Source organism: Streptomyces hundungensis (assembly GCF_003627815.1).
Classification (GTDB): domain Bacteria; phylum Actinomycetota; class Actinomycetes; order Streptomycetales; family Streptomycetaceae; genus Streptomyces; species Streptomyces hundungensis_A.
This window is the reverse complement of record NZ_CP032698.1, coordinates 952887-978732: the sequence shown is the minus strand read 5'-3', so window position 1 is coordinate 978732 and position 25846 is coordinate 952887. Positions and strand designations below refer to the sequence as shown.

Below are 25846 nucleotides of genomic sequence, written 5' to 3'. Positions count from 1 at the left end.
ACAGTCTTCGAGGCACAGAGTTGTCACAATCACAGAGATGCCGTTGCAGGCTTGCTGAACGCCGGATGGTCAGGAACGTGGTGGTTCAGGCGGTTCACCTTTCGGGCGGCAACGATGAGACGACAGAGGCCGTCTTCCCCTGAATTACTGCGCCAGTCCTCCCGGAGTCGTTACCTCTGTGGCGCGTGGGGCGGCCCGAGTACGCGGATGGCCAGCGCCAGGGTGTCGTCGGGATGGAGGACGACGGTGTGCATGTCGGCGGCGATGGCGCCCGGGATGTCCATGACGGGCTTGGTGGCGTGGAGGCGCGCCGCTTCGACGAGGCGGACCTCGCCCTCGCAGGGGTTGCGCCGGCTCTCGGTAAGACCGTCGGTGTACAGGAGGAGGAGGTCACCGGGCGCGAGCCGGGCCCGCAGCAGGCGCTCGCTGCCGGGGAGGGGGAAGCCCACACCCCTTCCGGGGACTTCGAGGTAGCGTGCGCCGCCGTCCGCCCGGAGCAGCAGTGCGGGCGGATGGCTTCCGTTGGCCAGCTCCACCTCGCCGGTGGCGGGATCGATCCGGACGAGCAGGGCCGTGGCCATGAGCCCCGGCGTCAGTGGGGTCAGCAGCTCGTGGGCGCGTCCCACGAGGGACCGCAGAGGGTGGCCTTCGAGGGCGAGGGTGCGGACGGCATGGGTCACGGCGAGGGCGGTTCTGGTACTGCCCACCCCGTGGCCGAGCGCGTCGACGACCGTGATGTGGAGCGTGCCGTCGGGCAGCGTGAACCAGTCGTAGAGATCGCCGCCGGTGGGAGCATGCGGGTCGGCGGGCGCGTAGTGGACGGCGAGTTCCAGACCTTCGACCGTCAACGGGGCGGGCCGCAGGGCGTCTTCGAGCTCCTGCAACATGGCACCGTGAGCCCGGCGCAACTGCTCGTCCCGCTCCTCGAGTTGGACGTACAGGGCGAGAACACCGCCGTTGGTCTCGGCCAGTTCGTGCTTGAGCCGGCGGTGCTCGGCCCTGAGGGCGTCCGTGATCGCGAGCGCGGCGCGCAGCTCCTCGTCCACGGTCCCCGCTTCGCTGTGCTGCACCACGCCGGAGTGCGCATCGTGTGCGGCGGGTACGGGCATGTGCCAGGTCAGCGTGGTGGACGGGGGCGCCGGGGCCGGGGGCAGCGGCAGGCCCATCCTGGCGAGCGGGCCAGGGGCTCCGGGCGCGGTCAGCGTGGCGGTCATGAAAGAGGTGCCGCTGTCGGGGTTCGTCTCGATGCCGGCGGCGAAGGTGACGGGGCGGCCCACGGTGACCTCGGCTTCCGCCGCATCGGCGACCGAGAGGACCAGGCGGGAACGGACCTCGGGGGCAGTCCATGGCGCCGCGCGGCGCTGCGCACGGCCGACCGGAGCGCCGCCAGGGAGTGGAACGTGCCGTTCATGGGTGCCTTCGCGGGGGTTGGATCGCGAGGACTGTCGCGTCGTCGCGGGTGTTGCGATGGTGGTGCGTCACCGAAGCGGTGAGCAGCTCCGGCGGCAGACGCAGCACGAACAGGGAGGGCGCCTGGGTCCAGCGGGCGTCTATGCCGTCGGAGTGCAGGAGCGCCGTGGCACCGGCGGACAGCGGGAAGGAGTGGGTTCGCGGGCTCGGCATCCGCCATCCGACGACGCCGGGTTGTCCGGTCAGGCGGTGATGGACGCCCTCGTGCGAGAGGGCCACCGCGCGGACGTTGCCGATTCCGCAGTACTGGGCCCGTTCTCCCTCGACCCGCAGGAGACCCACGGCCGCGCCGCGGGAGTGACGCAGCGCGCGGTGCATCGCGGTGAGAAGGTCGGGCAGGGGCGCCGCGGCCGCCGTACGAAAGGATCGCAGCGCGCTCTGTGCGGCTTCGGCGGCTTCGCTGCCGTGTCCGAGCCCGTCGATGACCGCGGCGGTGCGGACGGGGCCGGTGTCCACGATCGCGCCGGCGTCTCCGCAGTGTTCTTCGAGGTCGGCGGGGAGACAGGTCAACCCGGCGCGCTGCCGGGCCGCGTCGGCCGGGCCGGGTGGGACGAGGCGGGCGGACGCATAGGTGCCCACCCCGGCCTGGGTCCGGATGGTGAACTCCGTGGCTATGCGGTGAACGGCGCCCAGGCCCGCGCCCAGCGTTCCCACGGTGGTGTAGCCGTCCGTGAGACAGCGTTCGAGTTCGGGCATGCCCGGGCCGCGGTCCGCGGCGAGGATCTCCACTCCGCCGCCCACCGCGAGCGGCTGGATGTACAGGGCGCCGTCCCGGGCGTGCTTGTCGATGTTGCTGGCCAGTTCCGAGGCGAGCACCGCGGCTTGATCCGGCATGGCACCGGGCAGTCCGCATCGCTCCCCGAGGGAGCGGGCGGTCGCGGCGGCCAGGTGCACGGCGCTGTAGTGATCGATGCGGACATGGACTGTCGGCGTGCCGGCCAGGGTCACCGGCCGGCCCAGCGGGTGACGATCACGGTCGTGCCCCGGCCCGCGCCGGTGTGCACCTCGAAGTCGTGCATGAGGCGCCGCGCGCCGCCCAGCCCGTGGCCCAGGCCCGCGCCGGTGGTGAACCCGTCGGCGAGAGCCGCGTCGAGGTCGGGAATGCCCGGCCCGGAGTCGCTTATGGTCAGGCGCAACCCCTGGCCGGCGCCACGGCCCGGATACTCGATCGTCAGGGTCCCGCCACCGCCGTGGATGTAGGCGTTGCGCGCCAGTTCGCTGGCCGCGGTCACGACCCGGGTCTGGTCGATGATGCCGAAACCGGCCGTCACGCTGGCCGCGCGCACCGCGTGCCGTACCGCCAGCAGGTCCTCCTCCGAGTGCAGGACGAGACGTTCGCCAGCCGTGTCGTCGGTGGCGCGGGGTGCGGCGGTGGTGGCGTGACGGTTAGCGAGTTGGGTCATGTCCTGCCCCTCCCGGGGGCCGGGGGCCCTGGTGCCACCCGAGTGCGGCGATGCCCCGTTCCGCGTTCAGGGCTGTTTCGACGCCGTCGAGTTCCAGGCCCAGTTCGACCAGAGTGATGGCCACCGCGGGCCGCATGCCCGCCACGATGACCCGGGCTCCCAGCAGGCGCGCCATGGACGTCATTTCCATCAGCATGCGCGCGACGAAGGAGTCGATCATCTCCAGACGCGAGATGTCGATCAGAACACCGCTGGCCCGGTCCGAAGCGATGCGCTCCGTGAGCTCGTCGGTGAAGGCCAGCGCGGCCTTGTCGTCGAGCTCGTTGAGGAGACCGGTGATCAGGACGTCGCCCAGGCGCAGGATCGGGACGCCGCCGCTCTGCTGTGTCCTCACCGCAGGGCCCGCGATTCGACGGCGGGGTCCGCGGTCAGTTTGATGGCTTCGGACAGGGCGTCGGCCAGGCTGGCCCGCGTGAGGATCTTCGACAGGTCGATGCCCAGTTGCGCGATGGTCTGCGCGATCGGCGGACGGATGCCGCTGATGACGCAGTCCGCGCCCATCAGGCGTACCGCGTTGACCGTCTGCATCAGATGCTGGGCCACCGCCGTGTCGACGGTCGGCACCCCCGTGATGTCGATGATCGCCACCTGTGCCTCGTGGTCCTGGATCGCCTGGAGGAGGTTCTCCATGACGACCTGGGTGCGGGCGGTGTCGAGGGTGCCGATGAGCGGAACCGCCAGTACGTGCCGCCACAGCCGTACCACCGGCGTGGACAGCTCGAGGAGTTGCCGGCTCTGTCGGCGGATGATCTCTTCGCGGCCCTCGACATAGGTGTCGAACGACAGCGCCCCGGCCGCGTCCAGCAGACGGTTGATCAGCAGGGCGGCCCCGAAGAGTTCCCCCGCGTCATCGGTGGTGGTCTGCACCGTCTCCAGGACCGCCTCTTTGAGGACGAGGACGGCCAGCGACGTCGCGGTCGGCGTGGCACCGCCCCTGGCCCTGCGCAGCGACAGGTCGACGACGGCCTGTCGCAGCTCCTGGTGGGAGTTGACCACCTGGGTCACCGGCAGGCCGGTGGCAAGCCCCGCGGCGAGCGCAGCGACCAGGGCGTCGGCCTCTTCGCGCAGCTCGCGCTCGCCGACGCTCCCTCTCAACTCGCCCTGTGCCAGCTGTAGTTCGACCCATCGGTCGGACACCGCGTCGCCGCTGTCCCGCAACGCCTTCGCCACCCGCTGACGGACCACGGCCTCGCTGGCACCCACCCGGTCTCCCTTCATCAGTACCGATGCCGCGGCAGGTACTGGCGCCCCTCATAGGCTGAACGGCACGGCCCGCGTGCCAACTGTTGTCGTGCGGCAAATATACGCACGTGTGAGACGAACGCGGAACCCCCTCCCGTCTGCCGGTCGGGCAGCGGCCCCTTTCCTCACACCACCGCCACAATCAGGACACCCGGTCTCACCTCCGCCCCGCCCCACCGGAGGGTGGATGTCGGGAACGTGCGACGGGGAAGAGGTCGGGGCGTGTCATCATCCGCCCATGGAACTCGTTTCGCTGGAACTGGCCGTCAACCGTCTGCGCGATGCCCAGGAGGCACTGGACGCCGCGCGTGCCGATGTCGAACTGGAGGCGGTCGCGGCCCTGCGCAAGGGGGGCGCCGTGGACGCCATCTGCGACCTGTCCGGGCTCAACCCGCACGACCTGGTGCGCCTGGAGAAAGTCACGGGGCCCGTCCCGGCCAACTGACGCCACGGTTCTGTCCGTCGCGGCGCGCTCGAAAGGGGGGCCGGAGCGGGAGCTGGACACGCTCTGCGGTCCTGCGCGGCGGGCAGTGGCCGGGGCCGTGGAACGGAGCACGATTTAGTTTCCGTACGGAAATACTTGCCGTTTGACAACAGTGACGGGAGGCCGCACTCTGGACCCGGCTCACGGTCGGACGTGCGCATCAGCCGGTGTGGAGGACTGACGACTGTGATGTGTTGTTGCCCCCGCCTGCGGGAGGTCGGCCTCAGGCCGTGTCCGCCACCGTGCCGCGCACCGAAGCGGCATCGCCCGCGCCGCGCAGCACCGCCGACCGGAAGAAGGCCAGCCCCCGCGCGAAAGCGGCCTGTTCCTCGGGCGCCATAGTGGCGACCACCTCGGCCAGCGCCGCCTCCCGGCGCGTCCTGAGATCGCTGAGGTAGCGGGTGCCCGCGCCCGTCAGGCGCAGTTCGACTTCCCGCCTGCTGGCCGAGCTGGGGGTCCTCTCGACGAAGCCGATCGCGTGAAGACGGTCGCACATACGGCTCACCGACGAGGGAGTCGAACCCAGTTCGTTACCCAGGGCGCGCAGGTTGATCCCGTCGTTGTCCGCGAGGATGTACAGAACCCTCAGCTGAGAGGTCGACACTGGAGCGATGGGTGCCAAATCTCCACCCTTGCTCCACAGGATCTCAAGCACTTCGATAGCCTCGCGGGCCGCTAGCGCGGCGGCTCTCCGGCCGTCGGTGGCAGCACCGTCGGAGTGCCCGCTTTCAACAGTCACGGTGTTCAACCGCCTTGGCAGTCGCTGCGGCACAAAAAGCCCCTCCCGCGCCTCTTTGTCTTCATCTTCCCGAACAGGCGGTAACCGAACAGTGGACAGATTCACGGCGGCAGAACGCGCACTGCGCCAGGCGGCGCCGCACGCTCTGCTGCAAGCGGTGCAGGACGCTCTGACCCAGCACTACGGGGCCGTCTCCGTTGACCTGCTCATGGCCGACTACGCGATGACCATACTGCAACCGGTCAGCGCGCTCCCCTACACCGGCGAACCGATTTCTGTCTACCAGAGCTCTCCGGGGCGAGCCTTCGGTGCGCAGCAACCCTACGTCGAGAACGACGATCGCACAGGACAGCTGACGGCCCACCTGCCCATCAGCGTGCGGGGAGACCGCATCGGCGTCCTCACCGTGACCCTGCCCCAAGACCTCTACGACGCCCGGGCGCAGCAAGAACTCCAGGATGTCGCCGAAGTGCTCGGACACGAGATCGTCGTGGGCGAACGCGACACCGATGTGTACCTCCAGGCCCGGCGCGCCAACCGTCTGACGCTCGCCGCCGAAATGCAGTGGCAGCTCCTGCCCGGCCGGTCCTGCTCCCGCCCCGAGTACGAGATCGGGGCCCAGCTGGAGCCCGCGTACGCGATCTACGGCGACAACTTCGACTGGTCGGCCTCCGCCAGCCACCTCACCCTCGTCGTCACCAACGGCATGGGCGAGGGGATCGAAGCCGCTCTCCTCACCAACCTGGCCGTCAACGCCCTGCGCAACGCCCGCCGCGCCGGCCTGTCCCTCGCCGACCAGGCCTGCCTCGCCGACCAGGCCGTATACGGCCACTACCACGGCCAGGCCTACCTCTCCACGCTGCTGCTGCGCTTCGACGTCGCCACCGGTGAGACGCAGATCGTCGACGCCGGCTCGCCCCGCATGTGGCGCCTCAGGCAGGGCAAGGCCGAGCAGATCCAGCTGGAAGCCCAGCTTCCGCTCGGCATGTTCGAGGACACCCTCTACACGGCCGAGCCCTTCCAGGTCGAACCGGGCGACCGCCTGGTCTTCGTCAGTGACGGCGTCTACAACGTGGCCTCTCCCGCGGGCGAGCCCTACAGCGAGAAGGCACTGATGCGCGCCCTCACCAGCACACGACTGCTGCCGGCCTCCCAGGTCCCCCGCGCGGTCCTCCAGGAGCTGGCCGGACACCGCGGCCCGATCGACGCCGACGACGACGCGATGGTCGTCTGTCTCGACTGGCGGGGCCGTCAGGACACGGACTGACCCGGGCCGGGCGGGTTCGGCCCGGACGAAAGTGGACTGTTCTCCCACGGGGAGAGAGATGAGAGTACGGTCGGCAGAGGCCGGCGGGGGCTGGAGCCGCCGCTCATCCAAGGTCGCCGCCCGAGGTGGTGCGGAAAGAAGGCCATGAACAAGGATTCGTCAACCTGGCTGGGTGTGGCCGAGAGCGCCCTGAGGGCGGCGCCGCCGACGGCGCTCGTCTCCACGGCCAGCGCGCTGCTCGCCAAGCACGCCCAGGCCGCCCAGGTGCACCTCCTGTTGGCGGATTACGGGCTCACCGTGCTCCAGCCGGTGACGCACCTGCCCTGCACCGGTGACGCGACGGACGTGCGCGACGGAGGAGCCGCAGGCCGCGCCTTCACCGCCGAGGCACCCGTCATCGAGGTCACCGGTGACCCCGGGATGGTCGTCGTCCACCTGCCCGTCAGCGTGCGGGGGGACCGGCTCGGCATCCTCTCGGTCCACCTGCCGGAGCACGCCACCCGGGGCGCGTCGGGCGTGCTGGAACTCGCGGCCTTCGCCACCGCGCTGGGCCATGAACTGCTCGTCGCCGAGCGCGACACCGACCTGTACCTCCAGGCCCGGCGCCGCAAGAGACTCACGCTCGCCGCGGAGATGCAGTGGCAGCTCCTGCCCGGCCGAGGCTTCAGCCGCGAGGAATTCACCCTCGGCGCCCATCTGGAACCCGCTTACGCCGTGGGCGGTGACAACTTCGACTGGACCGTCACTGACGACTCGCTGACCATCACCGTCACCGACGGACAGGGCCACGGCATCCAGGCCGCCCTCTTGACCAACCTCACCGTGAACGCGCTGCGCAACGCGCGCAGGGCGGGCATCTCCCTGGAAGACCAGGCATGCCTCGCCGACCAGGCGGTCTACGGGGAGTACGGCGGCAAACTGTCCGCCCCGACGCTGCTGCTGAGCATCGACCTGGCGTCCGGCCTCACGCACGTCGTGGACGCCGGTTCTCCCCAGCTCTTCCGCCTTCGCGACAGCACGGCCCAGCAGGTCCCGCTCGACGCCCAGCTGCCCCTGGGCATGTTCGAGGAGACCGAGTACCGGGCGGAACAGTTCGCTCTCGAACCGGGCGACCGGCTCGTCATCGTGAGCAGCGGCGTTCACGCCGCTCAGCGGGCCGACACCAGCGCCTTCGGCGAACGAGCCCTTCGCGAGACCATCGCCGCCACCCGTAGCGCGTCCACGCACGAAACGGCGCGCTCTCTCGTCGACGGGCTGGTGCAGTACCACGGCGGGGGAGACCTGCCCTCCGATGCGGCCGTCGTCTGCTTGCACTGGCGAGGCCGTCCCTAGCTTCCGTCAGGCGACCGTGCCGCCCGCGCCGCGGATCAGCTGCTGGAGCACCTTAAGCGTGGTGACGTAGGGGCGCGGCGGGGGTGCCTCAGAGGCTGGGGCCGCCGTCGTTCAACGGTTCCGCGGCTTCGGAGAAGGCCCGCAGGCCCGCGAGGAGCGCTTCACGCTGGGCGGCCGGGACCTGCTGGAGCACTCGGCGGACAGCCAGGAAACGGCGCTCGGCCAGGGCGGCCAGTATGTCGTGCCCCTGGGCGGTCAGGGTGAGCCCGATTTCCCGGCGACTGGTCGTGGCACGCCGGCGGACCAGGAGCCCCGCCGCCTCCAGCCGGTCGCAGAGCCTGCTGACCGTGGGAGGCGCGGCCCCCACCCGTTCCGCCATCCCGGTGAGATTGATCCCCGGCGTCCGATAGGTGATCAACAGGGCTTGGAGCTGCAAACCGGACAGGCGGGGCACTGCTGTCCGCTCGACCTCGTTCCACGCCGCCACCAGGGCTTCTGCCTGTTCAGACACCTGCCGGGCAAAGGCATCGAGGGAATCGTCACCGGATTCCGTACGGTCCATGTGGCCGTCACTCCCATTGAACGGGTGCACATCCCCCTAGAGGCTGGCGTCACCCCGGGCCGCCGCGTCCTGGACGGTCACCATGCAATGTGCCCTGTCTGACGAAGTTATGCCTGTTGACGACATCTTTCGGTTACGAATGTTTCCTCCGGGCTCCCAGGTGCGCGGGAGCCCGGGGTGCCGGGGGCCCCGGGGGGCTACTCGTCACGCCGTCCGCCGAAGAACCCCGCGAGGGAGGACGCCAGCGCTTCCGGGGCCTCCTTCGCCACGTGGTGCCCGGCGTCGATCCCGTGGCCGCGTACGTCCGGTGCCCAGGCGCGCCATATCTTCAGCGGGTCCCCGTACAGGTCTTCGAGGTCGTCCCGGAGCGACCAGAGGATCTGGGTCGGGCACTGGATCCCTGTTCCGGCGGCGCGATCCTCCTCCTCGTGCCGTCGGTCGATGGTGAGGCCGGCCCTGTAGTCCTCCAGCATCGCCCGCACCACATCGGGACGCAGCGCGACACAGCCCCCGCGGTCGTGCCCGACGAGCGCGAAGCGGGTGTGGCCGAGGGAGCGCATCACCTCCACCACGTCTCCGGCGACGGCCCGCTTGGAGTGTCCGGAGTGGTCCGCGGTGGGCGCCGGACTGGTGGACCGGCCGTACCCCCGCAGGTCGGGACAGACCACGGTGAATCCGCGTCCGACCAGGAGCGGGGCGACGCGGTGCCAGGTCGCGGAGGTCCGGGGGTGGCCGTGCAGCAGCACCACGGGCGGCCCCTCTCCGCCATGACGAACGAAGATCGACGCCTCTTCGACCTGGACCCGCCTGGTCTCAAAGCCCTCGAACACGGCTCACCTTCCGTCCTCGGCGTCGTCGGCCCGACGGGCTCCGAACCGGCTGTACGGTCATGCGTGCTCCTGCCCCCGACCCGAACGTCACACACAACTGCCTTGATCCGCAAAGGCGTTACGCGACGGTAGGAGCCAGGAGCCAGGAGCCAGGAGCCAGGAGCCAGGAGCCGGGACCGGGAGCCGGGAGCCGGAGGGCTGTGCGACGTGGGCTTGCCTGAGGCGTCCCGCTACTTCTCCACCGTGTAGCGCAGCTGCGCGAAGCCGCCGCCGACATCGGCGACCGAGTCCAGGCGCAGCGGGACGTCCTGGAGCAGCTCGCCGAAGAGCCGGTGGCCGGCGCCGATCAGGACCGGGGCGACGCTGATGATGAACCGGTCCACGCGTCCGGCGCGGACGAAGCTCTGGATGAGGCGTCCGCCATCGGGATAGACGTGCTTCGTCCCGCGTTCGTCCAGGTCCGCGAGAAGGCTGTCCATGTCGCGGTAAACAGTGACGCGCGGGTCGACGTCCTCGGGGAGCGTGGTGCTGAGGACGCCGATGTGGCGGTCTCCGTAGGGCCAGCTCTCCGTGCCGAAGCCGACGACCTTCTCGTAGGTGTTGCGTCCCATGATGACGGCGTCCACGGAGTCGAGGAACGCGGAGAAGCCCATCTCGCCGGCCTGTTCGCCGCGCGAGGTCAGCCATTCGATGTCGTCGTCGGGACGGGCGATGAAGCCGTCGAGGCTGGTGCCGATGAACACGGTCGCGGTGAAGGTCATGGGGTCCTCCCGAGCAGGTGGTCGAGGTCGTCATGGAGGAGGGCGGCGGGATCGCCGTCGCCGGTGAGCGCCCAGCGCAGAAGGGAGCCGTCGGTGGTGATCTGGACCGCGCGGGCCAGGCGCGGCACGTCCGTGCCCGGGGGGAGTTCACCGTGCGCGACGGCGTCGGTGAGCAGCTCCCTCAGGGCCTCGTTGACGGCGCGGATGTGTGCGGCGGCATGGGCGCGGAACTCGACGTCGCACAGGTCGAGTTGGAGCATGCCGAGGTGGTTGGCCATCTCCTCGGGGGTGGACATGACGCCGGCGAACGCGTCGGCGACGGCGTGCAGGGCCGCCAGCGGTGAGTCATGTGCGGCCCGCGCCCTGCGGTAGGGCTCGGCGGCCCTGTCGGCGGCGTCCGCGGCGAACGCAAGCAGCAGCCCCCGCTTCGACCCGAACCGCTGGGACAACGTCGCCGGCGATACGCCCGCCTCCGCGGCGACGTGCGCCAGGGTGAGCGTGCCGGGGCCGTGGGCGCCGATGGCGCGCGCGGCGGCGGCGAGGATCTCGGTGTCACTGGTGACGCGTGGTCGTGGCATCAGTGCCTCCCTTCGACACCGGACCCTACACGTTAATAAATGGCGGCTCAATTATTAATGAGCTCCACGACGGCAGGAACAGGAAGGGGTAGGAGGCGCCAACAAGATCCGCCGTCCTCGACATGGAGGGCGTGAAGGTCGCGGATCGTCCGATCAGTACCGAGGGCGCCCGACGGGAACGTCAGGCGCCGAGGTGCACCACGGACGCCCAGGTGCTGGGCCGGTACGGCGATGCGTTCCGCATGTCGCGTACGGCCCGATGGAGGGCGGGCGCCGTGTCACGCGCGTCGAGGGGCTCGTGCTGGAAGAGGTCGCTGTACATCCGCTCCGTCAGGTCACTCGCCGCGTCGTCGTCGATCGCCCACATCGTGCCGATGACATGGCGGAATCCGGCGTACTGGAAGGCCGCCGCGGGTGTCAGGACCTCATCCGGGACGGCGGCTCCTCCGGAAGCCGACTTGCAGGCGGCGAGGAACGCCAGCACGCTGTCCGGGTGCCGGGCCCGTACGAGATCCGCCACGGTGAGCCTGCCGTCGTGCAGGATCAGTCCGCCGGTGGACGGGTCCGTGATGCTCTGGTCGCCGTGGCAGCTGAAGTGCACCCAAGTGTGGTGCGCCAAGGCTTCTTTGACGGCCTGAACGGTCGCTTGTGACCCGTGGAGACTCGTCAGGCGGGCCCCGGACACCCACGTGGACAGGGCTCGCGCCTCGCGCCCGGTAGCGCGCGCTGGTCCGGAGGCTCTGGTGCGACGGAGAGCAGGCGTGGTTCGGTGTGCCGCACGGGTGTCGTGAGCGCCGTCGCGAGCGCTCGAAGGGTCGGTGTGTACGAGGAGACGACACGGTCCATGACACTGTCGCGGGCCGGTTCGTCGGATGCGCCGTGGGCCGCACCGAGGGATTCGTGCTCGCCCGCCGCGTGCAGGGGAAGGTGGGTCAGCATGCTCGTGGGACACCACCACACACGCGGCCAGGGCTGCCCCTGAGCCGGTGGGCCGGTGTGGCCGAGGGCGTCGAGCACCGGTCGTGCGATGTGTTCCCAGAGCCAGGCGAGTGTCTCGGTGAGGGAATGTTCGCGGACGAGGGCTGCCGCCGGCGCGGTGGCTTTGAACGACGTCTCGTACGCGTGCTGGGACTGCATGACGAGATGGCTCACGGCGACGTCGGCGATCTCGCGCGCCGATACCCGGAGCGGCACGACGCGCACGTCGTGGTCGGTGATCAGCAGGGCGTCGCACCTGTACCGGCTGACGTTGACGATGACCGCCGCGCTGCTCTCCGGCAGTTCGAGAACGGGGGAGGGCCGGTCGCGCAGAAAGGCGGCGAGGCCGGGAAGCCGGCGTGCCGCATCCACCGCCTCGTCCCATCGGCGTCCCAGCGCCATCCTGGCGTCGGCGTTCGCGCCGGCTCCGCGCACGGCGTCCAGCAGCCTGCTGGCGGACTCGTCGACCAACTGGCCGCCGAGCTGTTCGCGGATGTCGGTGAGTTGGTCCGCGAGATCCGGGGCGATCGCTCGGAGGGCCGCCACGTCGGCTGTCCACTGCCATTCGCCGGTGAAGAGAACGGCGCGGGCCTGTTCGAGGACCTCGACCGCCCGGTCCGGGCGTCCGGCGAAGAGGGCACTCGCGGCGGCGTCGGAGGCGAGACCACTCGCCTTCGCCAGAAGGCGTTGCTGGTCGGTCCGCCCGAGGCCGATCCAGGCCAGCTGTGGGAGGAGCCCGACCGCCGTGGTGTAGGCGTCGAGGGCTTGCTCCCAGTTGTCCCGGGCGGCCGCCTCGGCACCCCAGTCCAGTGCCACCCGCAGGCGCATGGTCGGGTGCGCCGTGAGCGAAGCGGCCCGACGCCAGACCTCCATCGCCTCGTCCGGAGCCGCCGACGAACGCCCGTCCCGAAAACCGAGGAGCGTGGCCAGGTTGTGGAGCAAGCGAGGAAAGTCGGAGTGGTGTTCCGGGGTGGCGTCGATCGCCGTGCGCAGACAGTCGATGGCTTCGTGGAGGTCACCCGCCGCGGGGCGCACCGCATGGCGCTCGGCGAGAGCACCGGCCAGATGGGACAGGAAGGTGGACCGGTCGGGGGCGGACGGGCCCACGAGGGCCAGTGCTTGGCGGGCCGTCGCGACCGCTTCGTCGAGATCCGCGATGTCGTGGTGCAAACGGTGGCGGGTGAGCAGCGCGGCGGCGTGATTCGAGTGATATCCGGCTCTGCGCGGCCCGGGCAGACGTTCGTTTCGTATGACGCCACGGCCCACCTCGATCGCCTCGGCGAGGTCCTCGGCCCGGTGCGTCTCGTCGTACCGCATCGCGAGGTGAAGGGCGAGGCTCCCCTGGACAGCGGGTGAATCCGCGATGGCGCTCTCGGCGTCGGTGGTGCGGCACAGGGCGATGGCTTCGTCCAGGTCGGCCAGATTCCCATGGAGGCGGAAGCGTTCGCTGAGCGCCTTGGCGAGGTTGACGATCGCGGCTGGATCGGGTTCGAGGGACAGGGCGACGGCCTTCCGCCCGTAGGCGACGGCCGCGTGCACATCGTCGAGCGAGCCCGTTGCGTACGCCCTGTCGGCCAGCAGGTTGCACAGATTGGAGGCGACCGTGGCGCCGTCGGGGTGGTCGGGCGGAAAGGCGTCCAGGGTCCATTCCGCGAGCGTCACCGCGCGGTCCAACCGGGCCTGTTCTCCGGTGAGTTGATACAGCTCCCACTCGCAGGTGCTGAGCGCGGAGGCGTGTTCGGGGAAGTCCTCGGCCTGGTGGCCGATCACGGCGATCAGACGCTCGATCTCGGCGGCGGCCTCCTCCCAGCCGGCGGCGCTACCGCTCCGCGAGGCCCGGTTCGTGAGCAGGAGTCCCAACAGGATCCGGTCGTCGGGGTTCGATACGGCATCGGAGCCGTCGCCCACCTTCTTCCGTTGCCGTGTGAGCGCCGATTCCACGTCGTCCAGCGTGCCGCGGCTCAACTGGACGCGTACAAGGCGCTCTTCCAGCCGTGGGCGGTCGGCTTGATCCGCGGGCAGGTGGGCGAGGGCGGAGCGCAGGGCCGCTTCGGCCGCCGCGCCATCGGCGTCGTCGTCGGTGGCGGCATACCGATCCTGGTACACCACGCCGAGGTTGGAGTGGAGCGTCCCCCAAGCGGGATGACCGGGGCCGATGTGTTCCAGGCCGTACTGGAGCCAGTCGATCGCCTCGTCGAGTAGGGGGACCAAGCGACTGTGGCGATGGCAGGCCCGTAGTGAGGCGGTCAGATAGGGAAGTTGCTCGATGAGGAGGTCGGGTGTGGCAGCGGCGAGGTCGACATTCAGTCGGGCAGAGATCGCCAGTTCCGACGCGTCCTCGAGGTCGTCCGTCAATGAGAGGCGCGACATCAGGGCGGATTCCATCCTTCGCAGGACGGCCAAGTGGTCGGCGCTGCCCCGCTGGCAGACCTCGGCTGCGTTGAGGAGTAGGGCGAGAGCGTGGTCGAGAACAACCAGGTCACCGGTGGTGCTCGCATGGCGCAGGGCTTCGCCGGCCGGCTGAGCCCACTGCCAACCAGGTGGACGCGCCTGGGCGACAGCCTCCCACTCCGTCGGCGTCATGTGCTCGCGTACGGAGATCAACAGCGGGTCAGCCGCCCCCTTCCAGTGCAGCAGGAGCGCGCAGGCAAGAACGAACTCATCCCCCAAGTGGGGCGGGACGGCGCGCTGAACGGAGGGCTGGCGGGAGGGCTGCCCGGAGAGCCGACCCAGTGGTTCCAGGGCCACCGACTCCAACTGACGGGCGTCGCGCCATCGAAGCACCGCCTCGCTGAGATCCTCCAGGGCGCCCCGGAGAGAGAACCGCAGTCGGAGCGCTGTCCCGAGGTTGACCAGGCACGCCGCGCGGGTACGCTCGTCGTCCTGCTGTGGATCTTCGAGGGGAGACCTCATGCGGTCGATGGCCTCGTCCAGGTCGGTCGCAACGCCGGTCATGCGAAAGCGGCGCATGAGCGCGGTGCCGACGCGCGCGGCGACGATCGACGCCATCGCATGGCCCGGCCCCAGCATCAGCACCGCGATGCAGTAGAGACGTATCGCTTCGTCGACCTCGCGCAGGTCCGGTGGTACGCCGTCGACGCCTTGCAGGAGTGCCGTCGCCCGGTCGTTCCAGATGTGGGCGGCCGAGTTGCGCGCACGGCGCGGCAGCGCGTCCGCCCTGTCCGGGATGTGGCTGAAAATCTCAAGGGTGAGCAAGGCGTCGTCCGTGCGCGTTTCGGGGTTCGTCTCGCACCGATGGAAGAGGAAGACACCTAGGACGCAAGCCACTTCGGGCGTAAGGCCGTTGGCGGACATCGCTTCAAGCACGGCATCCACATCTGCCTGGGCGTCCTGTGTGCGCAGGACGGAGGCGTCGCCTTCCGCTGTGTAGCGGGCGGTACGTTCTTCCAACCGGCGGACGGCTTCTTCGAGCATGGCCCCCCCTGTGATGGGCTGTTCGGCGAGTTGGTCCGGTCGTCGTGCCGATGTCGGTGCCGGGTCGGCTCAGGGTCCGGGTCCGGGCCCCGGCCCGGCCGGAGGGTGCACATAGATCTGGCCCAGGTCTCGGCCCTGCCTCCAGAAGTCGCACAACTGCGCATTGACCGCGCGCTCTTCGTCCCGGGTCGCGGGGAGTTCGACGCGCAGCGCTCCGTACAGCTCGAACCGGTGGAGATCGAACGCCGCCCTCAGCGACTCGCCGTACGCGATGGCGGCCGCGACCGCCGTGCCGTACGCGAGGCGGGCGATGACCAGGGGCGCGGCCGACAGCAGGACCCACCAGCCGGTCGGAGCCAGCAGCAGCACGGAGGCCAGCCCACAGAGCAGACCGGTCACGGACAGCCGTACGGTCGCGTCGAGGACGTCGCGGCGGTTGTCCACCATGGCGCGCACCGGATCACCCAGCAAGGGGTACAGCCGAGGCCATGCGACCGGGGCGTCCCAGCCGTAGGAGCGGCCCGCTCGGTCCTCGGCCGCGGCCAAGGCGTTGCCCAGACGGGTCGGCCGTGTGAGAGCGACCTCGGAGGGAAACGTTTGGCGCAACGCGACCAGTGCCAGACCGGCCCGACGGACTTCGTCCGGCGTCGGCGCGGTCCCCCCTGCGAGGGCGGTGTTCGCGGACACCCGCGCCCGGTGGCGGTTCTGTCGCCGCACACCGTACGCCGTGATGGCCGAGACGCGGACGGGCCAATAGCCCTCAAGCAGCCTGACGAGGGGCAGTTGTAGGGGATGGAGCAGGATGGCCACGACCAACATCAGCAGAAACAGCGCGAGGATCTCTCCGGCCCCCAGTGTGTTGGCGGTATGCCAAGCGCGGTGAAATGCCAGTGGTGTATGAGGTGCCCCTGCCCATAGCAGGGTGAGGAGATAGAGAGCCCCGGCACATGTGGGCACATACCCGACCAGCAGAAACCGGCCAGAGATCAGCGACGCGGGCGAGCCTGCCAGAGCGTCGAGTTTCATGCTCCGTCCGCCATGGGGCCGTGCCCCTCCGGGCACACCGGAGGCGGCTCGTCACCGGCCACCCGGAAGACGATCTGGGGGCAGCTGCCGCAGGTCAACCTGATGAGGGTGAAGCAGGTCGGGGCCCCGGGCAGGGTCGCACCGTCTCCCGCGCCGATCTCGACACCTCGGTGCGCCCCATGCGACGTATCGGTGATCGCCTCGAAGCGAGCCCGGCCCACCACGCCCAACCGTTCACCACCGACACACAGGGCGATGTCTCCGGTGTGTGGGTCTGCTTGAAAGATGGCCAGGAGAAACGTGGTCACCTGTGAGAGGTCCGCCGTCTCCTCGATGTCCAAACTGGTGACGGCATGCGACGTGGCGAGTCTGCTGTCGAACAACGGGCTGAAAGGCGACTTCATGAACGTATCCCCCCCCGCTTATCCCCCTGTTGCCGTCCCCGAACGACGCGGATCAGCCTACCCACATGCCCTCCTGCGGGCACCCGAATCCGCTATCGGGACTGTGCACCACGCCCTGGTGTACGGGGTGGTGAAGTTGGAGGTGGCGGAGCGGCGGCTCGGTGGGCTCAGATCGCTCTGAGGGCCGCGAGGAAGTCGAGTCTGGTCTCCAGTCGGGACAGATCCCTGCCCGTGATCTGCTCGATACGGGCGACGCGCTGGCGCAACGAGTTGACGTGCAGGCGAAGTTGGGCGGCACACATCGTCCAGGACGCGTCGCAGTCGAGGAAGGCCTCCAGTGTGGGCAGGAGCTCCGTCCGGTGACGGCTGTCGTGATCGCGCAGGGGGCCGAGGAGACGGGTGGCGAAGGCGTGCCTGGTGCGGGCGGGGATGAGGGGGAGCAGCGTCAGGATGTGGGAGGTGAGGTCGTCGGGTCCGCGCACCCGCACCTTTCCCGGGCTGCCCGCGGCGACCCGCATCGCCGTGCGGGCGTCGTCGAGTGCTCGCGGCGCGTTCTCCGGCCCTGCCACGGGCGAGCTGATGCCGACCGAGACGCTGTCACCCGGGCCGAGCCAGCGCGCGAGTACCGTGCCGAGCCGCTGCTCCAAGGCGGCGCAGTCCAGGACGAGTTGGGGTGGGCCGTCCGTGGGCTCGGGGACCAGTACGAACAGGACGGCCTGCCCGTTGTCGACGGTGGCCGCGATGTGTTCCGCCGGGACCGGCCCCGGCCCTTCCGCGTCGACCAGGGCCTCCTCCAGGAGTTCGCGCAGCGCGACGGCCGGGATGGGCCCGGCGCCGTGCAACTGCCCCTGCGCGACCACGACTTGGCAGAGCAACCAGTCCTCGGTCCCGGTGAGGACGCCGTACGCGGTCCCGCGGAGCCGGACGGGTATCTCGTCGAACGGGACGCGGCTGCGCAGCAGGTCCAGAATCCAGCGGGCCAGGTCATTGCGCACGGCCTTGCCCCGGTCGTGTTCGGCTCGCGCGTCCGCCGCCAACTCGGCTATACGGTCCAGGAGTTCGTGGTCCGTCGCGGGCCACGACGACGTGTCGGCCTCCACGACGAGTAGCCAGTCGCCGAGCTCAGCGCCGTGTCCCGCCGTATCCGGCAGGGGTGTTGGGGGAGCGTCGGCATTGCGTACCGGCAGGAGCGAGTAGGGCCGATTCCCGAGGGTGACCCGGTGGGGAGCCGCCTCTTGGGCGCGGCGCGCGGCGAGATACCTGGCCGCCAGTGCCACCGCCGTCCGGGCGCGCGGGGGAGGTTGGGCGCCGGCGATCTGGCGTCCGGTCGAGGACAGGACGCGTACGTCCAGGCCGAGGCTGTGCTGCAAGAGCTCCAGTACGGGGTCGGAGTCGGACTGGTCGTCGGACAGGAGACGCCGATGGCGTTCGACCATGGCGGCGAGTCCGCTCCCGTCCCTGCGGTGCAGACGGTGCAGGACGTGTTCGGTGATCGCGGCGAACGACGTTTCCGGTCGCACGGCGAAGAGCGGCAGGCCGTGCCGCCGGCAGGCGCGTACGAGGTCGTCCGGGACGTGTCCGTGTTCCACCTCCCCGGCGGCGAGCGCCGCGACCCCGCCCCGGTCGAGGATGCGTACGAAAGAGTCCGCGTCTCCGTCCCGCTGCCACCAGGCGAGCCCCGTGAGGACGAGTTCGCCGCCCGTCAGGAAGCGGCCGGGATCGGCGCGGTCGATGGTCGGGACAGCGCGGACGGCGCGATCGAGTGCGGTGCCGTCGGGGTCGCCCACGAGCAGACGCAGTCCCAGCTTGTCGATGTCGAGGAGTTCCCGGAGCAGCACGATCGTCACTCTCTCATGCGATCGGTAGCTGGGGCAGGGGGGTTGTCCCAGTTCAGCGCGGTGAGGCCGGGTGAACGCACGGTCGTCCACAAGGGACGGCGGGGCCGGTTCTGAGCGATCGGTGACTGCCCCGTCGCCTGGGTCGCCCTGTCTACTTCACGGCGTACGGCCGACGGCGATTTCGAGCCCCTGACGCGAAACGACTGACCGCGACGACGGACCCCGCCACGACGGAACCCGCGAGGACTGATCCGCAACGACTGCCTCGGGCGAGCGCCTCGGACGAACGAACTCAGGAATGTCAGGAACATCGGGAAGAGGCGACCAGATCATGGCAGGCACCACCACGGGCATCCCCGCCAACGTCACCCAGAACCACACCAAGGGCGGCATCGGGGAGTCCACCCTCCGCCCGGACGGCACCCTCAAGGTGACCGGTGAGTTCGCGTACTCCTCGGACATGTGGCACGAAGACATGTTGTGGGGCCACACCCTGCGCAGTACGGTCGCGCACGCCGAGATCGTGTCCATCGACACCTCCGAGGCGCTCGCCATGGACGGCGTTTTCGCCGTCATGACGCACGAGGACCTGCCGGCCGCGAAGAATTACGGCATGGAGTTCCAGGACACACCGGTACTCGCCTACGGCAAGGTCCGGCACCACGGTGAGCCCGTGGCCCTGGTGGCCGCCGACCACCCGGAGACCGCGCGCCGCGCCGCCGCGAAGATCAGGATCGAGTACCGGGAGCTGCCCCTCATCACGGACGAGGCCTCGGCGACCGCGCCGGACGCGATCCTCGTCCACGAGAACCGCGAGGACCACCACGCGGGTCACGTCCCGCACCCCAACATCGTGCACCGCCAGCCGATCATCCGCGGCAACGTGGAGGAGGCCCGCAAGCGCGCCGACGTGATCGTCAAGGGCGAGTACACCTTCGGCATGCAGGACCAGGCCTTCCTCGGCCCGGAGTCCGGTCTCGCCGTGCCGTGTGAGGACGGCGGCGTCGATCTGTACGTCGCCACGCAGTGGCTGCACTCCGACCTCCAGCAGATCGCGCCGTGTCTCGGCCTGCCGCCGGAGATGGTGCGCATGACGATGGCCGGTGTCGGCGGCGCGTTCGGCGGGCGCGAGGACATCTCGATGCAGATCCTGGCCAGCGTGCTCGCGCTGCGCACGGGCAAGCCGGTGAAGATGGTCTACAACCGGTACGAGTCCTTCTTCGGGCACGTGCACCGCCACCCCGCGAAGCTGTCCTACGAGCACGGCGCCACCAAGGACGGCAAGCTCACCCACATGAAGTGCAAGATCGTGCTCGACGGCGGCGCCTACGCGTCGTCCACCGCATCGGTCGTGGGCAACGCCTCGTCCCTGTCGGCCGGGCCGTACGTCATCAACGACGTCGACATCGAGGCGATCGGGCTCTACACCAACAACCCGCCGTGTGGCGCGATGCGCGGCTTCGGCGCGGTCCAGGCCTGCTTCGCCTACGAGGCCCAGATGGACAAGCTCGCGGCCCAACTAGGCTTGGATCCGGTGGAGTTCCGCCAGCTCAACGCCATGGAGCAGGGCACCATCATGCCCACGGGGCAGCCGGTCGACTCGCCCGCACCGGTCGCCGAACTGCTGCGCCTGGTCAAGGAGCGTCCGCTGCCGCCCGAGCGCCAGTGGGAGACCGCCGACGGCGAGTCCGACGTCCGTGCGCTGCCGGGCGGCCTGTCCAACACCACGCACGGCGAGGGTGTCGTACGCGGTGTCGGTTACGCGGTCGGCATCAAGAACGTCGGCTTCTCCGAGGGCTTCGACGACTACTCGACCGCCCGGGTGCGTCTCGAGGTCATCAACGGCGAGGCCGTCGCGATGGTCCACACCGCCATGGCGGAGGTCGGCCAGGGCGGCGTCACCATCCATGCCCAGATCGCCCGGACCGAACTCGGCGTCCGGCAGGTCACCATCCACCCCGCCAACACCCAGGTGGGATCGGCCGGTTCGACCTCCGCGGGGCGTCAGACGTACATGACCGGCGGCTCCATCAAGAACTCCTGTGGACTGGTCCGCGAGAAGGTCATGGAGATCGGCCGGCGCAAGTTCGGCTCGTCCCATCCGGCGTGGACGAGCGCCCAACTCCGCCTGGAGGGCGGCAAGGTCGTCACCGAGGACGGCGAGACCCTCCGCGCCCTCGTGGACGTCCTGGAGGAGGAGGTCGTGGAGGTCGAGGCGGAGTGGCGACACCGCCCTACCGAGCCCTTCGACCTGAAGACCGGCCAGGGCAACGGCCACGTCCAGTACTCCTTCGCGGCGCACCGCGCGGTGGTGGAGGTCGACACGGAGCTCGGCCTGGTCAAGGTCGTCGAGCTGGCCTGTGCCCAGGACGTGGGCAAGGCGCTCAACCCGCTCTCCGTCGTCGGCCAGATCCAGGGCGGCACCGTCCAGGGTCTGGGCGTCGCGGTGATGGAGGAGATCATCGTGGACCCGAAGACCGCGAAGGTGCGCAACCCCTCCTTCACGGACTATCTCCTGCCGACGATCCTCGACACCCCCACGATCCCCGTCGACTACCTCGAACTGGCGGACCCGAACGCGCCGTACGGTGTGCGCGGCATCGGCGAGGCCCCGACCCTGTCGTCCACCCCGGCGGTCCTCGCGGCGATCCGGGCGGCGACCGGTCTGGAACTCACCAAGACGCCGGTCCGCCCGGAGCACCTCACCGGCGTCTGACCGGCGTCTGATCGGCCTTGCTCTGCGGCCTCGCCCCGGGCGGCGCGTGGTGCCGAGACGCCGGACCGCCGCCCGGGTGCGCGGGCCGTGCGCGAGCCCCTCGTGTCCGGCCCGGGCTTGTCGTGGCTCGTCAGTGTCGAAGCCCCGCTCGCCGGAGCGTCAGGGTCGACAATTCGGCGATGACGTCAGGGTCCCCGCGCCGCCAGGCGTCGGCCAGACCGCCCGGCGGAGTCGGGATCGCGGCCAACTGCCGCTGCGGCCCGGTGAGCGCCCGCAGGGCGAGGAGGTCGGCGCCGCCGGGGGAGTCGAGGAGGCGCCGGGTGGTGGCGGTGCGCCGGATCCACCGCATCCGCGGAATGAGCCACACCACGAGGATGAACACGGTCGGCAGGAGGATCAGGACGACCGCGGTCAGGGTGGCGACGTGGCCCACGGTGTCCTGGAGCGACCGTCCGGCCTCGGAGAGGCCGGTCCCGGCGTCGGCGGCGGACTGGAGCGGCTTCTTCAATGAGTCGCCCACGAAGGGGACTTTGGAGGCCGCGTTGCCGGCGTCGTGCAGACCGGACGCCAGGCTGTCGCCCGCGCTCTGGGCCTTGCGTCCCGGCTCGGCCAGCGTCAGGATCGCGTCACGGACGACCAGGGCGAACTTCACCGCGATCGCGATCAGGAGCAGCGCGACGAGGTCCGCGAAGAGCTGACGACTCCGGCGCGCCGGGGTCTGGGCGTAGAGACGCATGAACGTGCTCCTGTTCCGACGATGACACCGATGAAAACTGCCGGGGCGCCCTTTGACAGGCCCACCCAGGACTCAACGGGGTTGCTCTGCTTGCGAGTTGCCCGATCATTGACGCAAAAACGCGACGGTGACGGCGAGTTGGTCCGGCGCGGCTTTCAGGTGCGGCACGCCCGGTGGGCCGCGCGCGCGGGTCACGCCGGCGACGGGGCCGCCGCCGGATAGCGCACGAACAGGACAGCCTCGACGTCTTCCGAGGGCGCTCCGTACACATGGGGGACGTCGGCGGCCCAGTGTGCCTGCTCGCCCGGGCGGACCAGTTGAGGCGAATCGGCGGGGCCCACCTGAGCCGTTCCCGTCAGGACGACGATGCGTTCCTCGGTGCCGGGGGCGTGGGCGGCCGACCGCTGGTGCGCATGGGCCCGGATCCGTATGCGGAACACCTCGGTGACCGCCTCGGCGTTCTCGAACTTCTCGGTGAGATACGCGTCCACGGCCTCGCCCGACACCCTGACCGGCTCGTCGACGTTCAAAACGCTGCTGAGGGGAACGTCCAGGGCGCGGGTGAGCGCGTACAGGGTTTCCAAGGTCGGGTTGCGCCGGCCGGTCTCCAGCTCCGAAAGGGTGCCCTTGCCGATCGCGGAGCGCCGCGCCAACTCGGACAGGGAGAGCCCCCGGCCGGTTCGGAGCTCCTTCAAACGGCTCCCCACCTGGTCCGCCAGTCCCACGACTCTTCTCCGTTCATCTGTCGGGCGCTTCATCTGTCGGGCGTTGACTGCGACGACGCCCTCGGCCTAACGTTTCGCGAGCATGGCGTTCTGTATATGGAACGCAGGATACGTCTAGGAGCAGTATGTCCTCCCCCCAGCATGATGCCCTTCCCACCCGGAGCCGACAGGTGGCCGCCTGCCTCGCCGAGGCGGGCGTACCGGGACAGGTGCGCGAGCTCGCCGAGTCCACCCGCACCGCCGCCGAGGCCGCCGCCGCGCTCGGCTGCGACGTCGGCGCGATCGCCAACAGCCTGGTGTTCCTCTCCGACAACGAGCCCGTCCTGGTGCTGACCAGCGGCCGCCACAAGGTCGACACGGACGCGCTCGCGGCGCGCTGGGGGCGCGGCCGGCTTCGGCGCGCCTCGGCGGAACAGGTCCGCGAGGCCACCGGGCAGGCCATCGGGGGAGTCGCCCCGGTCGGCCACCCCGGGCAGCTGCCGACGGTCGTCGACGAGGCGCTCACCGACTATCCCCAGATCTGGGCCGCCGCCGGCACACCGCGCACCGTCTTCCCGACGACCGCGTCGGAACTCCTGCGACTGACCAACGGAACACTGCTCGCGGTCACTTCGTGAGGGCGCGCGCAACGCCCGGGCCGCCGAGCGGCAGGGCGGCCGACAGCACGCCGCGACGCGATCGGATCGTGCACGGCGACCTTCCCGAGGAACAGCGCCCAAGAGAGTGGGAGTGGTGAGCGTGACCGAGCGAAAGATACGCCGCGTCGCGCCGGCGTCCGCCGTCACGGCGGGTCTCATCGCGGTACTGGTCGGAGTCACCAGCTCCGCCGCGATCGTCTTCACCGCCGCCCAGGCCGCCGGCGCCGGGCCCGGAGAACTCACCTCCTGGATGCTGGCGCTCGGCGTCGGCATGGGGACCACCTGCATCGGGCTCTCCCTGCGCTACCGAGCGCCGGTCGTGACGGCCTGGTCCACCCCGGGCGCCGCGCTCCTGGTATCGGGGCTCGGCGGCGTGACGATGGCCCAGGCGATCGGCGCCTTCCTCGTCTCGGCCGCGCTGATCGTGCTCAGCGGTCTGACGGGCTGGTTCGAGCGGGTCATGAGCCGGATCCCGGTCCCCATCGCGGCGGGGCTGCTGGCCGGGGTGCTCGTGCAGTTCGGCACCGGCCTGTTCGCCCGTATGCACGGCCATTTCGCGCTCGTCTTCTCGATGTTCGCGGTCTACCTCGTGGGGCGGCGGCTCGCGCCCCGATTCGCCATCATCGGAGCGCTCGCGGTGGGTGTGGCGGTCGCCGCCGCGCAGGGCTCGCTGCGACCGGCCGGTGTGCGCTTCGACATCGCCCAACCGGTGTTCACCGCACCGGAGTTCTCCTTGCAGGTGATCATCAGCGTCGCGCTGCCGCTGTACGTCGTGACGATGGCCTCGCAGAACCTGCCGGGCGTCGCGGTGCTGCGCGGCGCAGGGTACGAGCGTGTGCCGATATCGCCGTTGATCAGCTGGACCGGTGCGGTCAACCTGCTCCTCGCGCCCTTCGGTTGCTTCGGTCTGAACCTCGCGGCCATCACGGCCGCCATCTGCACCGGGCGCGAGGCACACGAGGATCCCGACCGGCGCTATCTGGCCGGGGTGTGGGCCGGTGTGTTCTACCTCTTCGTCGGAGTGTTCGGCGGCGCCGTGGGTGCGCTCCTCACCGCGCTGCCCAGCGCCCTCGTCCTCGGCATCGCAGGGCTCGGACTGCTCGGCACCATCGGCAACTCGCTGGCCTCGGCGCTGGCCGACGACGGTTCACGGGAGGCCGCCGTCATCACCTTCCTGGCGACCGCCTCCGGTGTGACGCTGCTCGGGATCGGATCGGCGTTCTGGGGTCTGCTGGCGGGGGCGCTGACGCTGGTGGTGATGCGCGTCCGTCTGCCGCGCCGTCCACCACCGCCGGGCAAGGACCCCACTGTTCCTGCCGCCCGCACTCCCGCCCCGGCGGTCGGTCCGGTCCGCTCAACCACCGGCACCCGTACGGAAGATGACGCCTAAACGCGTCCGCCACCACACCCTCCGGCGGGGGGTGGGGCACCTTTGGGGCGCGGTGAGGCTGCTGCGGGCCGCCTCTCGCGATGCCAACTGCCCTACGCGGCGAGGGTTCGGCCCGTATGGGTGCGTTGCCAACTGCCGTATGCGCGGCGAGGGTTCGGCCCGTCTCGGCGCGTTGCCCACTGCCGTATGCGCGGCGAGGGTTCGGCCCGTCTCGGCGCGTTGCCCACTGCCGTACGCACGCCGAGGGTTCGGCCCGCCTCCGCGCGGTGCCAACTGCCCGGCGTGCGCCGAGAGTTCGGCGCGCCGTGAACACCTGCCCGCCAGCCCGGCGGGTGATCATGGTCACACCGCGGCGGCGCCCGCCCGCGCCTTCGCCATGGGTCCGGGCGCCGCGCCGTAAGACGTCCACTCCTTGGACACCCCTGACGCCTTGTCATAACCGCCCTGACCTGCGCAGATGACCTTTTCAACTCCTGTGTGGGAATTAGAACTTGATCTCTACGGCGGGGGATGCGAATGTGATTGAGCGGCCTGGATCGAAGCCACAAACCTCGTTCCGGTCCGCGGATTGCTGCGGCTTACCCGGCCCAAAGGCGAAGGTGCGGAACCCCGCGCTGATGTTGAGCACGGCTTGTTCACCGGGGGATGCTGATGCGGGACACCGACGTATTAACACCAGGTAGCACCCACCTTTTCCTTTCGGGTACCCGAACGACGCGTTTCGGGCACCGTCACAGCGCCGCCGTACACCCTGTTTCAAGAAGGCGGGTACGCGCGTTCACCTCGAACTCGGACGCCCCATCCGAGGCCATGGGCAGGCGCCCGTGCGCCGATCGCCGGGCATGTCCGCGCGGCCCGAGAGTATGCCCATCGCCCGGCAGAGCTGGGCCACCCCCGTCCGATTGACGGCCGGCTGGCTGACGACCGGCTGAGGGCCGCGTGATGTCCGGCTGACGGCCGACTCCAGGACGGCGTCCGGCGGTGTGCCCCCGGCTTCACACTCGTGCGCGCCTGTGCGCCGCCCCATCGTCACCTCCCCCTCACCCGCGCATATCCCTCATCGCGAACCGAGGCTTGCGTTCTCGTATCACGTGTAACCGCGATGCGTCGGACCCGGTCTGCGCCCCCGCCCGGAAGCCGTGGTGGCAGACCGCTGCCGCCGTTCCTCACGCGGACAGAAGGACCGGCAAGAGAGCCAGGATTCTTATTGACCTCGGCGAAATCGACGTGAT

Annotated in this window: 22 protein-coding genes; 6 read left to right on the top strand and 16 right to left on the bottom strand. The window is 70.2% G+C overall.

The window, feature by feature from the left end; translation table 11 throughout:
• Positions 1-170: 170 nt before the first annotated feature.
• The 5 genes from DWB77_RS04415 to DWB77_RS04395 form a co-directional block, all read right to left on the bottom strand.
• A complete protein-coding gene (locus DWB77_RS04415) occupies positions 171-1277 on the bottom strand; it encodes a PP2C family protein-serine/threonine phosphatase (protein ID WP_342777910.1) in 1107 nt (368 codons plus the stop codon).
• 130 nt (positions 1278-1407) lie between these two features.
• Positions 1408-2418 carry a SpoIIE family protein phosphatase gene (locus DWB77_RS04410; protein ID WP_246033402.1) on the bottom strand — a complete coding sequence of 337 codons (1011 nt, stop codon included), beginning with the start codon at positions 2416-2418 and terminating at the stop codon, positions 1408-1410.
• Positions 2415-2873, bottom strand: coding sequence for an ATP-binding protein (locus tag DWB77_RS04405; RefSeq protein WP_120719975.1), 459 nt, complete (start codon positions 2871-2873; stop codon positions 2415-2417). Before DWB77_RS04405 ends, DWB77_RS04410 begins: the two co-directional genes overlap by 4 nt.
• Positions 2857-3267 (bottom strand): STAS domain-containing protein, encoded by a 411-nt coding sequence (locus DWB77_RS04400; RefSeq protein ID WP_120719974.1) that lies wholly within the window; start codon positions 3265-3267, stop codon positions 2857-2859. Before DWB77_RS04400 ends, DWB77_RS04405 begins: the two co-directional genes overlap by 17 nt.
• A complete protein-coding gene (locus DWB77_RS04395) occupies positions 3264-4136 on the bottom strand; it encodes an STAS domain-containing protein (protein WP_120719973.1) in 873 nt (290 codons plus the stop codon). Before DWB77_RS04395 ends, DWB77_RS04400 begins: the two co-directional genes overlap by 4 nt.
• A gap of 277 nt (positions 4137-4413) precedes the next feature.
• Here DWB77_RS04395 and DWB77_RS04390 point away from each other — a divergent pair, with 277 nt between their 5' ends.
• Positions 4414-4620: a hypothetical protein gene (locus DWB77_RS04390; RefSeq protein WP_120719972.1), complete on the top strand. Its 207-nt coding sequence runs from the start codon at positions 4414-4416 to the stop codon at positions 4618-4620.
• Between the two features lie 262 nt (positions 4621-4882).
• On the opposite strand, the gene DWB77_RS04385 is transcribed toward DWB77_RS04390, so the two are convergent.
• Positions 4883-5398: a MarR family transcriptional regulator gene (locus DWB77_RS04385; RefSeq protein WP_342778029.1), complete on the bottom strand. Its 516-nt coding sequence runs from the start codon at positions 5396-5398 to the stop codon at positions 4883-4885.
• 91 nt (positions 5399-5489) lie between these two features.
• On the opposite strand from DWB77_RS04385, the gene DWB77_RS04380 reads away from it, so the two are divergent.
• A complete protein-coding gene (locus DWB77_RS04380; RefSeq protein ID WP_120719970.1) occupies positions 5490-6665 on the top strand; it encodes a PP2C family protein-serine/threonine phosphatase in 1176 nt (391 codons plus the stop codon).
• Positions 6666-6809: 144 nt separating this feature from the next.
• On the top strand, positions 6810-7997 hold the full coding sequence (locus tag DWB77_RS04375) for a PP2C family protein-serine/threonine phosphatase (RefSeq protein WP_120719969.1): 1188 nt from the start codon (positions 6810-6812) through the stop codon (positions 7995-7997).
• 88 nt (positions 7998-8085) lie between these two features.
• On the opposite strand, the gene DWB77_RS04370 is transcribed toward DWB77_RS04375, so the two are convergent.
• The 8 genes from DWB77_RS04370 to DWB77_RS04335 form a co-directional block, all read right to left on the bottom strand.
• Positions 8086-8559: a MarR family winged helix-turn-helix transcriptional regulator gene (locus DWB77_RS04370; protein WP_120719968.1), complete on the bottom strand. Its 474-nt coding sequence runs from the start codon at positions 8557-8559 to the stop codon at positions 8086-8088.
• Positions 8560-8756: 197 nt separating this feature from the next.
• Positions 8757-9389, bottom strand: coding sequence for an alpha/beta fold hydrolase (locus DWB77_RS04365; protein WP_120719967.1), 633 nt, complete (start codon positions 9387-9389; stop codon positions 8757-8759).
• Between the two features lie 230 nt (positions 9390-9619).
• Positions 9620-10150 carry a dihydrofolate reductase family protein gene (locus tag DWB77_RS04360; RefSeq protein WP_120719966.1) on the bottom strand — a complete coding sequence of 177 codons (531 nt, stop codon included), beginning with the start codon at positions 10148-10150 and terminating at the stop codon, positions 9620-9622.
• Positions 10147-10728 (bottom strand): TetR/AcrR family transcriptional regulator, encoded by a 582-nt coding sequence (locus DWB77_RS04355; protein WP_120719965.1) that lies wholly within the window; start codon positions 10726-10728, stop codon positions 10147-10149. Before DWB77_RS04355 ends, DWB77_RS04360 begins: the two co-directional genes overlap by 4 nt.
• A 181-nt stretch (positions 10729-10909) precedes the next feature.
• Positions 10910-12091 (bottom strand): CHAT domain-containing protein, encoded by a 1182-nt coding sequence (locus DWB77_RS37610; protein WP_246033812.1) that lies wholly within the window; start codon positions 12089-12091, stop codon positions 10910-10912.
• A gap of 3119 nt (positions 12092-15210) precedes the next feature.
• A complete protein-coding gene (locus DWB77_RS04345; RefSeq protein WP_162952422.1) occupies positions 15211-15951 on the bottom strand; it encodes a hypothetical protein in 741 nt (246 codons plus the stop codon).
• Positions 15952-16163: 212 nt separating this feature from the next.
• Complete coding sequence (locus DWB77_RS04340; RefSeq protein WP_120719963.1) at positions 16164-16571, bottom strand: hypothetical protein; 408 nt, start codon at positions 16569-16571, stop codon at positions 16164-16166.
• Between the two features lie 167 nt (positions 16572-16738).
• Positions 16739-18418, bottom strand: coding sequence for a PucR family transcriptional regulator (locus DWB77_RS04335; protein ID WP_246033401.1), 1680 nt, complete (start codon positions 18416-18418; stop codon positions 16739-16741).
• Positions 18419-18740: 322 nt separating this feature from the next.
• On the opposite strand from DWB77_RS04335, the gene DWB77_RS04330 reads away from it, so the two are divergent.
• On the top strand, positions 18741-21125 hold the full coding sequence (locus DWB77_RS04330) for a xanthine dehydrogenase family protein molybdopterin-binding subunit (RefSeq protein WP_120719962.1): 2385 nt from the start codon (positions 18741-18743) through the stop codon (positions 21123-21125).
• A gap of 130 nt (positions 21126-21255) precedes the next feature.
• Here DWB77_RS04330 and DWB77_RS04325 read toward each other — a convergent pair whose 3' ends face one another.
• Both DWB77_RS04325 and DWB77_RS04320 read right to left on the bottom strand, forming a co-directional pair.
• Positions 21256-21861 carry a hypothetical protein gene (locus DWB77_RS04325; RefSeq protein WP_120719961.1) on the bottom strand — a complete coding sequence of 202 codons (606 nt, stop codon included), beginning with the start codon at positions 21859-21861 and terminating at the stop codon, positions 21256-21258.
• A 191-nt stretch (positions 21862-22052) separates the two neighbouring features.
• Positions 22053-22586, bottom strand: a complete 534-nt coding sequence (locus DWB77_RS04320; protein WP_120719960.1) for a helix-turn-helix domain-containing protein — start codon at positions 22584-22586, stop codon at positions 22053-22055.
• A gap of 125 nt (positions 22587-22711) precedes the next feature.
• Between DWB77_RS04320 and DWB77_RS04315 the strand changes: the two genes are divergently transcribed.
• On the top strand, positions 22712-23203 hold the full coding sequence (locus DWB77_RS04315) for a YbaK/EbsC family protein (protein WP_120719959.1): 492 nt from the start codon (positions 22712-22714) through the stop codon (positions 23201-23203).
• Positions 23204-23324: 121 nt separating this feature from the next.
• Positions 23325-24614: a benzoate/H(+) symporter BenE family transporter gene (locus DWB77_RS04310; protein WP_281279977.1), complete on the top strand. Its 1290-nt coding sequence runs from the start codon at positions 23325-23327 to the stop codon at positions 24612-24614.
• Positions 24615-25846 lie beyond the last annotated feature (1232 nt).

Excerpts from the sequence above, each read along its gene's own strand:
- DWB77_RS04340 (WP_120719963.1), bottom strand. The coding sequence starts at position 16,571 with ATGAAGTCGCCTTTCAGCCCGTTGTTCGACAGCAGACTCGCCACGTCG.
- DWB77_RS04330 (WP_120719962.1), top strand. The coding sequence starts at position 18,741 with ATGGCAGGCACCACCACGGGCATCCCCGCCAACGTCACCCAGAACCAC.
- DWB77_RS04390 (WP_120719972.1), top strand. The coding sequence starts at position 4,414 with ATGGAACTCGTTTCGCTGGAACTGGCCGTCAACCGTCTGCGCGATGCC.
- DWB77_RS37610 (WP_246033812.1), bottom strand. The coding sequence starts at position 12,091 with ATGGGACGAGGCGGTGGATGCGGCACGCCGGCTTCCCGGCCTCGCCGC.
- DWB77_RS04370 (WP_120719968.1), bottom strand. The coding sequence starts at position 8,559 with ATGGACCGTACGGAATCCGGTGACGATTCCCTCGATGCCTTTGCCCGG.
- DWB77_RS04315 (WP_120719959.1), top strand. The coding sequence starts at position 22,712 with ATGTCCTCCCCCCAGCATGATGCCCTTCCCACCCGGAGCCGACAGGTG.
- DWB77_RS04405 (WP_120719975.1), bottom strand. The coding sequence starts at position 2,873 with ATGACCCAACTCGCTAACCGTCACGCCACCACCGCCGCACCCCGCGCC.
- DWB77_RS04325 (WP_120719961.1), bottom strand. The coding sequence starts at position 21,861 with ATGCGTCTCTACGCCCAGACCCCGGCGCGCCGGAGTCGTCAGCTCTTC.
- DWB77_RS04360 (WP_120719966.1), bottom strand. The coding sequence starts at position 10,150 with ATGACCTTCACCGCGACCGTGTTCATCGGCACCAGCCTCGACGGCTTC.
- DWB77_RS04375 (WP_120719969.1), top strand. The coding sequence starts at position 6,810 with ATGAACAAGGATTCGTCAACCTGGCTGGGTGTGGCCGAGAGCGCCCTG.
- DWB77_RS04355 (WP_120719965.1), bottom strand. The coding sequence starts at position 10,728 with ATGCCACGACCACGCGTCACCAGTGACACCGAGATCCTCGCCGCCGCC.